This is a genomic window from Alicyclobacillus fodiniaquatilis (assembly GCF_042678105.1).
GTDB lineage: Bacteria > Bacillota > Bacilli > Alicyclobacillales > Alicyclobacillaceae > Alicyclobacillus > Alicyclobacillus fodiniaquatilis.
In genome coordinates, this window is the sequence record NZ_JBHUCX010000050.1 from 20,598 (window position 1) to 35,023 (window position 14,426).

Consider the following 14,426-nt stretch of genomic DNA (forward strand, 5'->3'; position numbering starts at 1 on the left):
CAATTCGTCCGGAACAACGTCATCATCATCGCTTTTGTTTCGCTATTAGGAGGTCTTTATTTGATACGGTATTTATCAGCTGGAGAATCACATGGACCTGGTTTGACTGTGGTCATTGACGGGTTTCCAAGCAATCTGCCTGTCTCCAAAGAGGCGATTGATGAACAATTGCGCCGCCGCCAACAGGGATATGGTCGCGGTTTTCGTCAGAAAATTGAAACGGATACGGTGGAAGTGACCAGTGGCATTCGCTTTGGCAAGACCCTGGGTACACCCATCACAATGAATGTCGCCAATCGCGACTTTAAAAATTGGACAGAACGCATGTCTGTCTTTGATGAGAAGCCAGCGGATTTGAAAGAAATTTATCGCCCGCGGCCAGGACACGCTGATTTGGCAGGGGCCATTAAATATGACCATGAAGATATTCGCAATGTCTTAGAGCGCGCGAGCGCGCGCAATACGGCCACAGTCGTTGCGGCAGGGGCGCTTGCCAAGCAACTGCTCGCGCAATTTGACATTCAAGTGACGGCCCATGTCGTGGAATTGTGCGACATCAAAGCAGAGACAATGCCAGAACAACTCTCTGACCTGATTGCAGCGGCCGATGCGTCTGAGGTCCGCTGTGCGGACAGCGAAGCCTCCGTCAAGATGATCGCCAAAATCGACGAGGCGAAAGCAAACGGGGACACGGTCGGCGGCGTGTTTGAGGTGATTGTCCGCGGCTGCCCAATCGGTCTTGGCAGCTATGCGATGCCGGATCGAAAATTGGATGGCAGATTGGCTGGCGCTTTGATGAGCATTCAAGCCATCAAAGGGGTGGAGATTGGCCTGGGCTTTGAGGCGGCGCGCCGCTTTGGTTCAAACGTGCACGACGCCATTGCGCACGATGGCAGCCGATACCTGCGTCCAACCAATGGCGCTGGCGGTCTGGAGGGCGGCGTCACCAACGGACAAGATGTGGTTGTCCGCGTCGCGATGAAACCCATCTCGACCTTGTACAAGCCATTACCGAGTGTGAACATGCAGACGAAAGAAACAGAATTGGCGGCCATTGAGCGCTCCGACTACTGTGCATTGCCCGCAGCGTCCGTCGTTGGGGAAAACGTCGTCGCTTGGGTCATTGCCGATGCTTTGATAGAGAAATTGGGCGGTGACTCGCTCGAACAGATGCGCGACAACTACGAACAATACACAACAAGGATCAGCCGCCGATGAAGCGCCTTCCCGTACAGAGCAGCCGCATGACGTACCCAGTCGTGGTTGGCGCTGATGTCTTGGCCCAGACTGGCGAACAGTTGCAGGAAATTGGCATTAAAACGGGGACAAAAATCGCCATCATCACCGACACGACGGTTGCGCATTTGCCGTTTGTCAACCAATTGACTGAATCCTTGGAGTCAGCAGGGTACCCGTTTCAAACCTTGGTCGTACCGGCAGGGGATGCGAGTAAGTCGCTTGATGTAGCCTATGGTTTATACCAAGACTTGATTTCCTTTGGCATGCGCCGTCAGGATGTCGTCCTCGCCTTGGGCGGCGGCGTCGTGGGCGATCTCGCTGGATTTGTGGCGGCCACATATCTGCGTGGTGTACCCTTTATTCAGGCGCCGACCACACTGTTGTCTCATGACAGCAGCATTGGCGGCAAAGTCGGGATCAATCTGCCGCAAGGCAAGAACTTAATTGGCGCCTTTTATCCGCCGCGCGCCGTTTTGTACGATTTAAACACGCTGTCATATCTGCCGGAACGGCAATGGGTAAACGGCATGGCGGAAGTCATCAAACATGGGATCATTGCGGACGCAAATCTGTTTGAGACACTCGCCGCCAATCCCTTGACCGTATGTCCGCCTGCCGATGAGTTGGAACCGATTTTGACCGCGGCCATGCGCGTGAAAATCGACGTTGTGGAAGGGGACGAACGGGAGGCCAATCTGCGGCAAGTGCTCAATTTGGGCCATACGATAGGCCACGCGATTGAACAGCGATCCAATTACAGCCTAGGACACGGTGAGGCCATTTCCATTGGTATGGCGCTCGAAGCGAGACTGGCAGAGAAACGCGGCTTGCTGACAGCCGCGCACCGTACGCTCATCACGTCTGTGCTCGCGGCGCACGGCTTGCCGACACAAGCGCCCGCCGACGATTGGCATGAGATCAAAAAACTGATTGAAGTGGATAAAAAGCATAAAAGCGATGCGTGGACATTTGTCTTGCCCACGGCCATCGGCCAAGTGCAAATTGTCAACGACATTCGCCCGCAAGAAGTTGAAGATGTCGTGCGGGAATCGATGAAGGGGGTTTAAGCAATGATGAAAGTTCGCGGTGTTCGTGGCGCTACAACGGTCGAGGCCGATACGAGCGAACAGATCTTTGCGGCTACGAAAGAATTGATTGAAGAAGTGGTTCGTCTCAATGAAATCGAGGTGGACGACGTCGCCAGTGTGCTGTTGACGCTGACACCGGATTTGTCGGCAGCTTTTCCGGCAAAAGCGGTTCGGAGCCTGCCGGGATGGAAATGGGTGCCTTTGATGTGCGCACAGGAAATTGGCGTTCCAGGCTCATTGCCGCGCAGCATTCGCATCCTCATTCATCTCAACACGACAAAAGGGCAAGATGAATTGGAACACGTATACTTGGGCGAGGCTGTGCAATTGCGCCCTGATTTATCAAAAGATTGAGGATGCAAAAACCGGCCACCGTACATGAAACTGCAACACACCGACAAAATCTCGCAAATGGCAGGGTTGGGCGCATATAACGGTTGACGTCGTTTCAAAAGCCATATACCATGGACACATGCAGCACAGGTTGCATGTGTCTTTAGTTGAGTGAGTTGAGTTGAGTCGAACTACCGCATGTATGTTTTTAGCTGGTCTTCGTACTTCTGTATATCTGCATGCGTGGTTTGAGAGTTGAGAGGAGTGTGTCAAAATGACGCATGTCATTGACGTGGCATTGCGCACGGCCGCCAGTGGTGCACCGTTAGATGTCGCACTGGCAGACGAATTCATGAATGAGTTGATGCAGGGGCGTGTATCACCCATCCAGACCGCTGGTCTCATCAGCGCACTGGCTGTTCGTGGTGAGCAGGCTTCTGAAATTGCTGGTTTTGCGAGGGCGATGCGTCGCCATGCCTTGCAAATGACAGCACCTGTCGGCAGTATCGACACCTGTGGCACAGGTGGCGATGGCGCGGACACATTTAATATTTCCACGACTGTAGCACTGATTGCCGCAGCTGCCGGAATTCCTGTTGCCAAACACGGAAACCGCGCAGCATCCAGCAAGAGCGGAAGCGCCGATGTCCTTCAAGCGCTTGGCGCTCGCATTGATTTGGACGCAGCCCAATGTGAACAGATGTTGGGGCGGACAAACCTCTGTTTTTTATTTGCCCAAACTTTTCACCCAGCTATGAAACATGCGGCAACGGTTCGCAAAGAACTCGGTTTCCGTACGATATTTAATATACTTGGTCCTTTAACCAATCCAGCTCAAACACGCCGCCAAGTGCTCGGTGTGTTTCGCGCTGATTTAGTTGAAACCGTCGCCCAGGCGCTCGCCGAATTAGGCGTAGATCACGTGCTTGTGGTACATGGTGCAGACGGGCTTGATGAACTGTCCATTTCAGGACCATCGACGGTCGCGGAAGTGCGCGGTAAAGACGTACAACTGCGAACCATAGAACCAGAGCAAATCGGTTTGGCGCGTGCGGATGTATCGGCGCTTCGCGGCGGAGATGCCCAACACAACGCGAACGTGATATGTGAGCTTTTTAACGGCCAACATGGTCCAAAGCGCGATATCGTGCTCCTCAACGCCGCAGCTGCCCTGTATGTCGGTGGCAAGGCGAAAAATTTGCAACAAGGTGTAGCGCAGGCGAGGAAACTGATTGATTCCGGCGCCGCATTGCGCAAACTCCACGAATTTGTCGCAGCGAGTCAAGCCGTTGCTTCGCTCGATGCAGAGGTGGTTCAACAATGAGTTTTTTAGACACAATCTTAGAAACCAAACGCGTTGAAATTGCACTATTGAAGGCAGAAGGTGTCATGGCGCCAGTGCATGGCGAAGGCGCGCATCGTTCGCTCCGTTCTGCGCTGTTGCAGCGAAGCACGCTCGGTGTCATCGCTGAAATCAAACGCAAAAGCCCATCCAAAGGCGTCATTCAATCAAGTGTCGATCCGGTCGAACGCGCGAAAACTTACGCTGCTGCGGGTGCGACAGCAATTTCTGTTTTGACCGATAAGGTTCACTTTCAGGGATCCATCGAAGATCTCATCGCCGTCCGCCAAGTCGTCGATATCCCTGTCTTGCGCAAAGATTTCATCATCGATGAGTTGCAAATTGACGAGGCAGTTGCAGCTGGCGCAGACGCCATCTTGCTCATTGCAGCTGCGCTTTCGCCTCAGAGGTTGCGTGAACTTTCAAGTTATGCGCAAAACCTAGGGCTGGATGTGTTGCTCGAAGTGCACGATGTCGATGAACTGGATGCCGCATTGGCCGCGAAGCCAAGTGTGCTCGGTGTGAACAATCGGAATCTCCATACGTTTGAAGTGGATTTAGCGACGACGGAGCGCGTCATCGCCGCATTGCCACACGATACATTGGCCATCTCAGAAAGTGGAATCTTTGGAACTGCGGACGCAAGGCGGATGGCGCTCACGGGCGCACGCGCTGTCCTCGTCGGAGAGTTGCTGATGCGTCACGCAAAATTGGCTGATGTAGCGAATGAAGTGGCTGCCTTACAAGTCGAACTTCCCTTGCCGGAGAGCCGCTGATGGCACAAGCAATACAAATTAAAATATGTGGACTGCAGCCTGGTGATGATTTGGCGTTCACCACAGATCCGCTCGTCAGTCACATTGGTATCATTTTTGTCGAAAAATCCAGGCGATATGTGCCTCCGATGCAAGCGGCAAAAATCACGGGACAGTTGGCCAAAGCAAATGCTTGCCGCAGTGTCGGCGTATTTGTAGATACGCCCATTGACGTGATTGAACGCACAATTGAACAAAGCGGCATTGAAGTTGTTCAACTTCACGGAAACGAGTCCGTCAGCGACTGCGCGGCGGTAAAGCAGTTGGGCGTCGATGTTTGGAAAGCGTTGAGCGTTCCGTTGGCCAATGCAGATCCGACGGAATTGCTGCGCAAAATCGAGCAATACCAAGCTGTCTGTGACGCGCTTCTATTGGATGCGCAACCGCCAAAAGACACAACAGTCACGGGTGGACACGGTGTATCCTTCGACTGGCGGATGCTCGGCGTGATCGAACCCTACCTCAACGGGCGACCGTGGTGGATTGCAGGCGGAATTCACCCAGACAATGTGCGGAAATTGTTGTCTGTTTGTCGGCCGACGGGGATTGATATATCATCCGGCGTCGAAACGAACGGGCGCAAAGACCTCGAAAAAATACAACAATTGTTGAAAGCGGTGAACGGTGTATGAGTCGCGAACAGTCCTATCCAGACGTGAACGGGCGTTTTGGCGAGTTTGGCGGACGCTATGTTCCGGAAACGCTCATGTCAGCACTGATCCAATTAGAGGCAGACTATGAACGGTTGCGGGCAGATGCGGACTTTCAAAAAGAACTCTCTTATTATTTGCAGCAATATGCAGGCAGGCCGACTCCGCTCTATTACGCAGAGCGTTTGTCAGAGGCGTTGGGTGGTCCTCGCATTTATTTGAAGCGCGAAGATCTGAACCATACGGGCGCGCATAAAATCAACAATACCATCGGACAGGCGCTGCTGGCCGTGCATACAGGCAAAAAACGCGTCATCGCCGAGACTGGAGCAGGACAGCATGGTGTCGCTTCCGCGACCGTTGCCGCACGCTTTGGGTTGGAATGCACAGTTTTTATGGGCGAGGAAGATATGCGCCGCCAGGCATTGAATGTCTTTCGCATGGAAATGCTCGGAGCGGAAGTGGTGCCGGCCGTATCTGGCACAAGAACGCTAAAAGACGCAACAAATGAAGCCATACGCCATTGGGTCTCCCATGTCGACGATACGTATTACATTATTGGATCAGTGGTAGGGCCTCATCCGTATCCCAAACTGGTGCGTGATTTCCAACGCATCATTGGCGACGAGACAAAAGCGCAATTGCTGGCGCAAGAAGGCTGTCTCCCAACAGCAGTCGTCGCAGCGGTCGGCGGCGGCAGCAACGCAATGGGCATCTTCTACCCATTTGTAGAAGATGCATCTGTACGACTCATCGGCATTGAAGCAGCTGGTCACGGCATAGACACCTCGGCACATGCGGCCAGCATCAATCTGGGGCGCCCTGGGGTATTGCATGGCGCCAAAACCATGCTCTTGCAAGATGAGTATGGACAAGTGACACCTGCGCACTCCATCTCTGCCGGTCTTGATTATCCAGGCATCGGCCCTGAGCATGCCCATCTGTCTGAATCGGGCAGAGCAGAGTACCTGCCTGTGACAGACAAGCAAGCATTAGAGGCGTTCTTTCAACTTTCTAAACTGGAAGGCATCATTCCAGCACTGGAGAGCGCACATGCGGTTGCCTACATCATGGAGCATGCAAAGGACTTTTCTCGGGATGATCACGTCGTGATTTGCCTTTCTGGGCGCGGAGACAAGGACGTCCAGCAGGTCGCGGATATGCAAGGAGGGGCCAAAGGATGAATCGATTGGAAAAGGCGTTTGAACAGCTAGTGGGGCGTGCAGCTTTAATTCCCTTTGTCGTCGCAGGCGACCCAGACTTTGAAACCTCCTTCGATATTCTGCGGGACATCCTTGCCGCAGGTGCGGACATGGTGGAAATAGGCCTGCCATACTCAGATCCCTTGGCAGATGGCCCAGTCATCCAGGCAGGTGCCGTGCGTAGTCTGCAAGCAGGATTCCAGTTGCCTGACAGCATGCGGCTCATCACAGCTTTGCGCAAGGAAACAGAGAAGCCGTTGATCGCGTTCACGTACGTCAACCCCATTTTGCAGTATGGCGTTTCGCGCTTTTTCACGGATTTGGCAGCCGCAGGCGGCGATGGGGTGATTGTGCCCGATGTGCCGCTCGAAGAGGCCCCGCAATTGGCCGCGACGGCAAAAGAAGCCGGGATCGCATTCATTCCGTTGGTCGCGCCAACTTCCGGCGAGGATCGTGTCAAAGCCATTTGCCAACAAGCTAGCGGTTTTGTCTATTGTGTTTCCACGCTGGGTGTGACAGGGGAGCGCAAGCGCGTATCCGAAAGCGTGCAAGCGCTCGTAGAAGCCGTTAAAAGACACACCGAGCTACCAGCATGTGTCGGATTCGGTGTCAGTTCACCGGAACAGGCGCAAGAAATCGCGGCATACGCAAATGGCGTCATCGTCGGCAGCGCGTTTGTGCGGCGAATTGGCGAACTGTATCAAGCGTCGCAGGACAAAGAACAGGCACGCAAAGAAGTCGCTGTGTTTGTCAAGCAACTGAAGGAAGCCTGCATGTAAAATTTTTGAGTTGGTGTCAGGCAGATTCTGTGATAGACTTTTCAATCAATTCTAGATATCAAAAGTGTGGAGAGGGAGATTCGCATGATCGTGGTGATGAAGGAAAGTGCAACACAGGCGGATATTGAGTCTGTCATGCAAGTGTTACGACAAAAGGGATTGGATCCACGTTTGACCCAAGGTGTAGAAAAGACCATCATCGGGGTTCTTGGCCCTAAAGAAAAGGTGCGCGAACTGGCTGTCGCAAGCATGAACGGCGTTGAAAAACTCGTGCCGGTCAGCAATCCGTTCAAACTGGCAAGCCGTGATTTTCATCCAGATAACACGACAATCACTGTCGGGGATCACGTCATTGGCGGTAGCGAACCGACCATCATTGCCGGGCCGTGTTCGGTCGAATCGCTGGAAGGCATCATTGACATCGCGCATGCGGTCAAAAAGAGCGGCGCACAATTGCTCCGCGGTGGCGCGTTCAAGCCGAGATCGTCGCCGTACTCCTTCCAAGGTCTTGGTGAAGAGGGGCTGCAATACTTGGCGTCTGCCCGCGAAGCGACAGGCCTTGGCATCGTCTCCGAAGTGATGGAGCCGGGTCTTGTGGAGTTGGTCGCGGAATACGTGGATGTACTGCAGATTGGCGCGCGCAACATGCAAAACTTCGCATTGTTGAAGGCAGTGGGGCGAACCAATAAAGCCGTGCTGTTGAAACGCGGCTTTGCCAACAGTATGGAAGAATGGTTGATGTCTGCAGAGTATGTGATGTCAGAAGGAAATCCGAACGTCATTCTCTGCGAACGCGGCATTCGCACATTTGAAACCTACACGCGCAACACGCTGGATTTAAACGCCATACCGGTTGTGCAACATCTGTCCCATTTGCCCATCTTGGTCGATCCCAGCCATGGTGTCGGCAACTCTCGTTATGTCACACCAATGGCGCGTGCAGGCATCGCGTCGGGCGCGCAAGGCGTGATCGTCGAAGTCCACCCCAACCCTGCAGAAGCATGGTCGGATGGCGCTCAAAGCTTGAATCTGGATCAGTTTGCTGAAATGGCGAAACAGGTTCGCCAGACACACACACTTGTGCAGTCGTTCAGCAACGAAACGAGCGTGTTGTAATATGGAGGAGTATGACTTTCGCAAGTTGCTAATTTGCGGAGCCGGTTTGATGGGCACGTCACTTGCACTTGCTGTGCAAGCGACGTGCCCCAACGTGGTCATCGACGCGGTGGAAATTAACCCTACATATCGTGGACAAGCCTCACGCTTGAGCGTCTTCCACCACATTTATCCGACGTGCGATGATGTCACACAAAACTACGACATGCTTTTTCTCGCAATTCCCGTCCACGCTGCACGCGATTTACTCACTTGGGGCGCATCCCATGCAACAAATGTCGTTGATCTCTGCAGTGTCAAATCATCCATCTGTACAGAAGCGCATCGTGTTGGTCTAACTGCTCAATTCGTGCCTTCACATCCGATGGCGGGCAAGGCAAGCGGTGGTCCCAAAGAAGCCAGCGCCACATTGTTTGAAGGACGACCTTGGCTCTTTCTGAAGGACTGGCATACACCTGCTGACTTGGTTCGTTTGGTATCCACATTCGGCGCAAAACCGACTTTTGTCCAAGATGCCCAAACACATGATGAGATGATGGCGCAAGTGAGCCATGGCATCCACTTGACCTCGCTTTCAGCGATGTTAGCCAGTGATAAAGGAATAGCGCAGGCAGCACTGTCATTGGCTTCTGTAGCAGGCCCCGCTTTATGGGACATCACGCGCTTGGCGGCGTCGCCAGCCGAATTCTGGGTCGATACATTGCTGGATAACGCTGCGCCAGTGCGCAACTACCTTGAACATTTGCGGCAGGAAGTGGACGCGTTTGCACGTTTGTTGCAAGAACAAGATAGAGACGGATTGAGCGCAAAACTGGCACAAGCGCAAGAGATTCGGCAGCAGTGGGAACGTGGGCGAAAGCAGTAGATATGATTAAGGGGGAAGTTATGTGTTTGCTTGTTTACATAACAAATATTATGTGAACAAACCCGAAGGAATTGTATCAAGTCTCCATACAGCGACAAACCCTTCATTCAAATTTCTTCGGGTTTGTTCCCAGACGATCTTCTATTTATTTTTCATAAGTTGTATTCCTTACGCACTTGGAAACATAAAACTTCAGATGATTATGTAAAATTGGTTACCCATATTGAGGGTAAATCGGGCTTGCTCTCATTGATTGGAGTCGTCGTTTACTAAAAATTCTTCTTTCCCAGCATCTGAATTTCAGATTTCGGCAGAATGATCTCCTCATCATAAGCTTTTAAAACATCGTTGTAAACCATTTCTGATTTACCAAAAAGTTGCTCATAGTGGATGTCCTGACTTGTATTGAAAAAACCCTTCATTCCAATTCCAATACTGATCATTAACTGTGGAGGCATATTCGTCGCCACTAGGTATCTGCGAAGGCTTTTGGACAGCGCAGGAAGTTTCGTTACTTCACTCGGACTCATGATTTTTTTCGCAATTCCTACTAATACTGCTTCTTGTAATCGCTGACGACCAAAGTCAGTGCCAGGTAGCCCATCTCTTGTATGGGTAAGTTCGAATGCCATCCGACCATCCACGAAGTGAGGACCTGCTGTGAACGACTTACCGTTGTCTTGCGGATACCATGCGTGATTAATCATAATCGGGAATGGCAAGTTCATTGTGATACCACCAACCGTATTAACCATGTTCTGAAGCCCAGAATAGTTGGTTTCCGCGTAATAGTTGATCGGTACGTCGGTGAGTTGACTGATCGCTTTGACGGTATCAATAATTCCCTGTTTTTCACCGTGATTTACTTGATCCATATATTGCACACTCGTCAGTTTGGTATATCCGTAGCCTGCCAAGTATACACGCGTATCCCGAGGGATACTGACCATATTGAATTGATGTTTGTTCAAGTCTATATGTACGAGAATCATTGAATCTGAATGGCTGGCAGCATTAGACAAGTCAGTACTGCTGCCAGTTGCACGTGCATCGGATCCTAAGAGTAGCATATTGAACGTACCGTTCCCTTGTTTTGATTGCTCCTTCGTTCCGGTAGCGAGAACTGGGCGTGTTTTCGGTGTGATATAGTTCTTTGGCTGGAGTTGGTGATACTCATATAACCCGACTCCACCGCCAGCACAGATGATGAATGCAAGAGCCAGTCCCGTATATCCCAAGATGCGTTTTGCACGACCACGTTTCTTCGCCGGTTTGGCTGCTGAATGTTTCTTATGATTTGTAGCCATTCTTAGCTCCTATAATTTTGACTTGCTTCAATATAAATTCTGCCCAATTACCCGGATTTTGATGCTGTCCCGTCCTAGTCGAAACCACTAAACACGAATGGTTGATCGCATAAAAATGTGAGACCTGCTATTTTTGTGAGGGCGCGCCTCTTGGCACGCCCTAAATAAAAGACAAAGGAGAAAGGTTCCTCGATCTTTTTGGCTTTGTACATCACGGGAAATTCAATGAAAAGCACAAAACTTGAGTCTTAATGGCTGTCGGTGAAGTTAAATTCGCCACTGATTTTTACGGCCTTGATATGAGGTATCGAGCCCCAATTAAGATAGGTATTCCCCTCATAAACAATCCCCTGCACTGTTCGCCCGTTAATGGAGAATTTACCGTTACCGAGATACCTGTGTGGAATATCCCACTTTTTTAAGGCGGTCCACAGGAGAAACGTTGTGTTTTTGACCTCGATTGCCGGGAACGATTGGCCATTTAAACGTACATTTAGGTGAGTATATGAGGGCTGTGTAGCTGCTCGTGCGACAGTTTCTGCAAGATTCAAGTACCTTGTGTACGCTCCGCTAGTGTATGTGCTCCACGCACTCCAATTCGTCCCATGATCACTTATTGAGTACGCCATTTTTGCATTATAGTTCGAATTGAACAGGGCATTTGGGTTTGTCTCATCATGTACCTTGTTGATTTGCCATAGCCCAAGGCACGAATCTCCTGGACTTATTGCGGAACTGTCAAACGTCGATTCAGCATCAGCGACCGCTACGGCAGTCACCAAAGAGGCACCCCGGAAACCAGCATCGTAAGCATAATGTGCGACTTGAATTGGAGATAAGTAAGCCATCTATTCGCTCCTTCTGAATCTTTTCCAAATTTTATCACTTATCTATAGCTGCTTAAAAACTTTGTTAAGATATACGAATCAATTCAAACAAATTATGAGGGTGGTATATTGTAACTTTTTAACACCCTATTGATATCCAGACTGAATTACAAGTGTAGTGCTGTTCAAAGAAACGTGATTTGCCTTCTATAGAAACATCGCGAAATGAAGAAGTGACTTGGCCAGTTGTTCTGGTCAAATGAAGGGAGATGATGTCTCGACCCTCATAAGTTGTCGAATTATGCCGAACCACTATGGCAGTCAACAAACTGATGAGGGGGGATTTATCGGTAGTGCCCATTCATTGATTTCTCACTGGACAGGTTAAGCAACTAAAAATTGAAACGTGTTTAGTATTTTAAACTATCGGCAGTTTTCTCTAAATATTCTTATAAGAGAGGTAAAGTATGACGATCAATCAGGGTACATTCGTAGCTACAAGGGCACTTGCCTTTGGTTCAGCAGCCATGCTTGGATTTGGGGTCTTCTGTCAGCCAGTTTCAGCGTCCACCACTGTTAAAAGTCAACAACCGGCTTCGCCTACAAATGTACAGGTATCGAATGTAACGGAGACAGGGGCAACGCTCTCTTGGAAGACAGGTACAGCGGATAGCACGGGGAATACGTACGAAGTTATAAATGACGAATCGGATGTGATACCAGGGCAACCAAACTCAAGTTCTCCGTCTATTCTCATCAAATCTTCCTCTAAGTCAGTTCAACTGTCCAACCTACGTCCGAACAAGACATACTATCTTGTAGTCAAATCCATTGACGCTAAAGGCGATATTTCGCCAACGAGCAATCCCGTTATTTTCACGACAGCAAATCCTTTGGAGCGGAAGGGAAAGATAGTCGCCTATTACGCCAACTGGGATACATATAGTGGTTATCACATTTCAGATATTCCAGCAAATGAAGTGAATGTGATCAACTATGCCTTTGCGATCATCGACAGTGATGGGAAAATTGCACTAGGCGAGCCGAGTTTGGACATCGGACAATCATCTAGCGGTGACTCGTCTGATCCAAATACCATTAAAGGAAACTTCGGTCAAATGATTAAACTGAAGAAACGATACCCAAATCTGAAAACGATCATTTCCGTCGGGGGATGGAGGAATTCATCTCAATTTTCGAAGGTGGCTGCAACGCAAACATCACGCGATACATTTGCAGACAGTGTCGTTCAATTCATCAAAAAATACGACTTTGACGGGGTTGACATTGACTGGGAATATCCTCTCGAAGGAGGCTCCTATCCAAATGACCAGCACAATCCAAATGATCCCCAGAACTACACATTACTACTACAAACAATTCGCGAAAAATTGGACGCGCAAGGGGCTCTTGATCATAAGCATTATTACCTTACTGTCGATGCCGCAGCTAATACAACTTATGCGACAAAAGAAACAAACTTGGCCGCTATGCAGAAATATGTTGATTGGTTCAATTTGATGACCTATGACATCCATGGAAGTTGGGGTTCCTATACAGGTCAAGCAGCTCCACTCAATACGGATCCTGCTGATCCTGGGAAGTGGTCAGATAACATGGCAGTGCAACTTTACTTAAAGCAAGGTGTAGAACCAGACAAGATTGTGATGGGTATGCGCTTTTTTGCGTATGAATACCAGAACGTCAGGGATCAAAACAACGGGCTATATCAGCCGTATCAAGGCACGGCCACTTCGGTTCCCTACAACACATTAGTCACCCAGGTTTTGAATAGGAAGAACCAAGGTGGGTTTACCGACCATTGGGATTCGCCAGCCGAATCACCTTATCTATTTAATGGGAAAGAATTCATTAGTTTTGAAGACCCCGCCTCCATCTTTATGAAAACCGAATATGTGGATGAACACAATTTAGGCGGTGTTATGATTTGGAAGTTAGCACAGGACTATAAAAGCCAGCTTCTATCGACTATCTATCACAATCTTTTCGTGGCAACCTCTTCCCAAAGTCAAGCGCAACAACAAACAGTCGTTCATCAAACACTTGAATCAAAGCCTACGTCGCAGTATCCAGGACACCTGATTCAATACGGATATACAGGCGTTCGTGTAAATATAATACAGAAAAAACTCAATCAGGAAGGGGATGATACCGGTGTTGCCGATGGGATTTTTGGTCCTAAAACTTTGGCTGGAGTGAAAGCTTTTCAAAAGACTCATAGTTTGACTGTGGACGGTATTGTTGGCCCACAAACTTGGAATGCGCTCTTTAAAGCGATATAGTTACCATGTATTTTTGACTATCAATACTGATCGGTAGTCCTGTGTCTGATATACCATCAGGAACAATCGTGTCGTTTCAGGAGGGAATAAATGGATAAGTTGCCGAAGACAGTTCTCAAGACAGTAAGATACATCCGGCAGGATGCCACACTGGATCAGTTAATCATTATCGAACAAAATGTCATGCGAGAGATCATCCGCAGACGGCAGGCACTCAAAAAACCTGATAAACTCAGTCATAGGCATTAGAATATTCTGGTGCGAAGAAACCATGCCAGAACCTGAAGATTCTATTCACATTATTAAACATACGAATATCAGGGATATCATACCAGGTATTCAATAATTATACACAAGATAGGGCATTGATTGCGCCTATCTGAATAAGAATGTATTTGTGACTGACAAACCAACAGCCAAAGTTTGTATGTGGATTAAATGTGTAATTGGGATAATTAGGGGCTGCTGAATGATTCAAAAGTCCAATAATAGCAAGGGTTTCGCGTATCAAATGTCGAATTAAAGTGTAAGGATTTTGAACGGAACGGGTGAAAAACCGT

Annotated in this window: 15 protein-coding genes; 12 read left to right on the forward strand and 3 right to left on the reverse strand. The window is 49.6% G+C overall.

The window, feature by feature from the left end; genetic code table 11:
* The first annotated feature begins 60 nt into the window (after positions 1-60).
* The 10 genes from aroC (at position 61) to ACFSB2_RS16705 (ending at position 9,429) form a co-directional block, all read left to right on the forward strand.
* Positions 61-1,218 (forward strand): chorismate synthase, encoded by a 1,158-nt coding sequence (gene aroC, locus ACFSB2_RS16660; protein WP_377944247.1) that lies wholly within the window; start codon positions 61-63, stop codon positions 1,216-1,218.
* Positions 1,215-2,306 carry a 3-dehydroquinate synthase gene (aroB, locus tag ACFSB2_RS16665; protein WP_377944231.1) on the forward strand — a complete coding sequence of 364 codons (1,092 nt, stop codon included), beginning with the start codon at positions 1,215-1,217 and terminating at the stop codon, positions 2,304-2,306. Before aroC ends, aroB begins: the two co-directional genes overlap by 4 nt.
* Before the next feature lie 6 nt (positions 2,307-2,312).
* On the forward strand, positions 2,313-2,681 hold the full coding sequence (gene aroH / locus ACFSB2_RS16670) for a chorismate mutase (protein WP_377944248.1): 369 nt from the start codon (positions 2,313-2,315) through the stop codon (positions 2,679-2,681).
* A 253-nt stretch (positions 2,682-2,934) separates the two neighbouring features.
* Complete coding sequence (gene trpD / locus ACFSB2_RS16675) at positions 2,935-3,984, forward strand: anthranilate phosphoribosyltransferase (RefSeq protein ID WP_377944232.1); 1,050 nt, start codon at positions 2,935-2,937, stop codon at positions 3,982-3,984.
* Positions 3,981-4,778, forward strand: a complete 798-nt coding sequence (gene trpC / locus ACFSB2_RS16680; RefSeq protein ID WP_377944233.1) for an indole-3-glycerol phosphate synthase TrpC — start codon at positions 3,981-3,983, stop codon at positions 4,776-4,778. Before trpD ends, trpC begins: the two co-directional genes overlap by 4 nt.
* Positions 4,778-5,449, forward strand: a complete 672-nt coding sequence (locus ACFSB2_RS16685) for a phosphoribosylanthranilate isomerase (RefSeq protein WP_377944234.1) — start codon at positions 4,778-4,780, stop codon at positions 5,447-5,449. The genes trpC and ACFSB2_RS16685 overlap by 1 nt, the downstream gene beginning before the upstream one ends.
* Positions 5,446-6,651 carry a tryptophan synthase subunit beta gene (gene trpB, locus ACFSB2_RS16690; protein WP_377944235.1) on the forward strand — a complete coding sequence of 402 codons (1,206 nt, stop codon included), beginning with the start codon at positions 5,446-5,448 and terminating at the stop codon, positions 6,649-6,651. The genes ACFSB2_RS16685 and trpB overlap by 4 nt, the downstream gene beginning before the upstream one ends.
* A complete protein-coding gene (trpA, locus tag ACFSB2_RS16695; protein WP_377944236.1) occupies positions 6,648-7,448 on the forward strand; it encodes a tryptophan synthase subunit alpha in 801 nt (266 codons plus the stop codon). Before trpB ends, trpA begins: the two co-directional genes overlap by 4 nt.
* A gap of 84 nt (positions 7,449-7,532) precedes the next feature.
* Positions 7,533-8,564 carry a 3-deoxy-7-phosphoheptulonate synthase gene (aroF, locus tag ACFSB2_RS16700; protein WP_377944237.1) on the forward strand — a complete coding sequence of 344 codons (1,032 nt, stop codon included), beginning with the start codon at positions 7,533-7,535 and terminating at the stop codon, positions 8,562-8,564.
* 49 nt (positions 8,565-8,613) lie between these two features.
* Entirely contained in the window at positions 8,614-9,429 is an 816-nt protein-coding gene (locus ACFSB2_RS16705) for a prephenate dehydrogenase (RefSeq protein ID WP_377944238.1), read from the forward strand.
* Positions 9,430-9,698: 269 nt separating this feature from the next.
* Here ACFSB2_RS16705 and ACFSB2_RS16710 read toward each other — a convergent pair whose 3' ends face one another.
* Positions 9,699-10,736, reverse strand: a complete 1,038-nt coding sequence (locus tag ACFSB2_RS16710; protein ID WP_377944239.1) for an LCP family protein — start codon at positions 10,734-10,736, stop codon at positions 9,699-9,701.
* 248 nt (positions 10,737-10,984) lie between these two features.
* Complete coding sequence (locus ACFSB2_RS16715) at positions 10,985-11,584, reverse strand: transglycosylase SLT domain-containing protein (protein ID WP_377944241.1); 600 nt, start codon at positions 11,582-11,584, stop codon at positions 10,985-10,987.
* A 446-nt stretch (positions 11,585-12,030) separates the two neighbouring features.
* On the opposite strand from ACFSB2_RS16715, the gene ACFSB2_RS16720 reads away from it, so the two are divergent.
* Both ACFSB2_RS16720 and ACFSB2_RS16725 read left to right on the forward strand, forming a co-directional pair.
* Positions 12,031-13,866, forward strand: coding sequence for a glycosyl hydrolase family 18 protein (locus ACFSB2_RS16720; RefSeq protein ID WP_377944242.1), 1,836 nt, complete (start codon positions 12,031-12,033; stop codon positions 13,864-13,866).
* A gap of 90 nt (positions 13,867-13,956) precedes the next feature.
* Entirely contained in the window at positions 13,957-14,115 is a 159-nt protein-coding gene (locus ACFSB2_RS16725; RefSeq protein ID WP_377944243.1) for a hypothetical protein, read from the forward strand.
* Between the two features lie 97 nt (positions 14,116-14,212).
* Here the strand turns inward: ACFSB2_RS16725 and ACFSB2_RS16730 are convergent.
* The coding region (locus ACFSB2_RS16730; protein ID WP_377944244.1) for a hypothetical protein at positions 14,213-14,426 on the reverse strand (214 nt) is incomplete at its 5' end.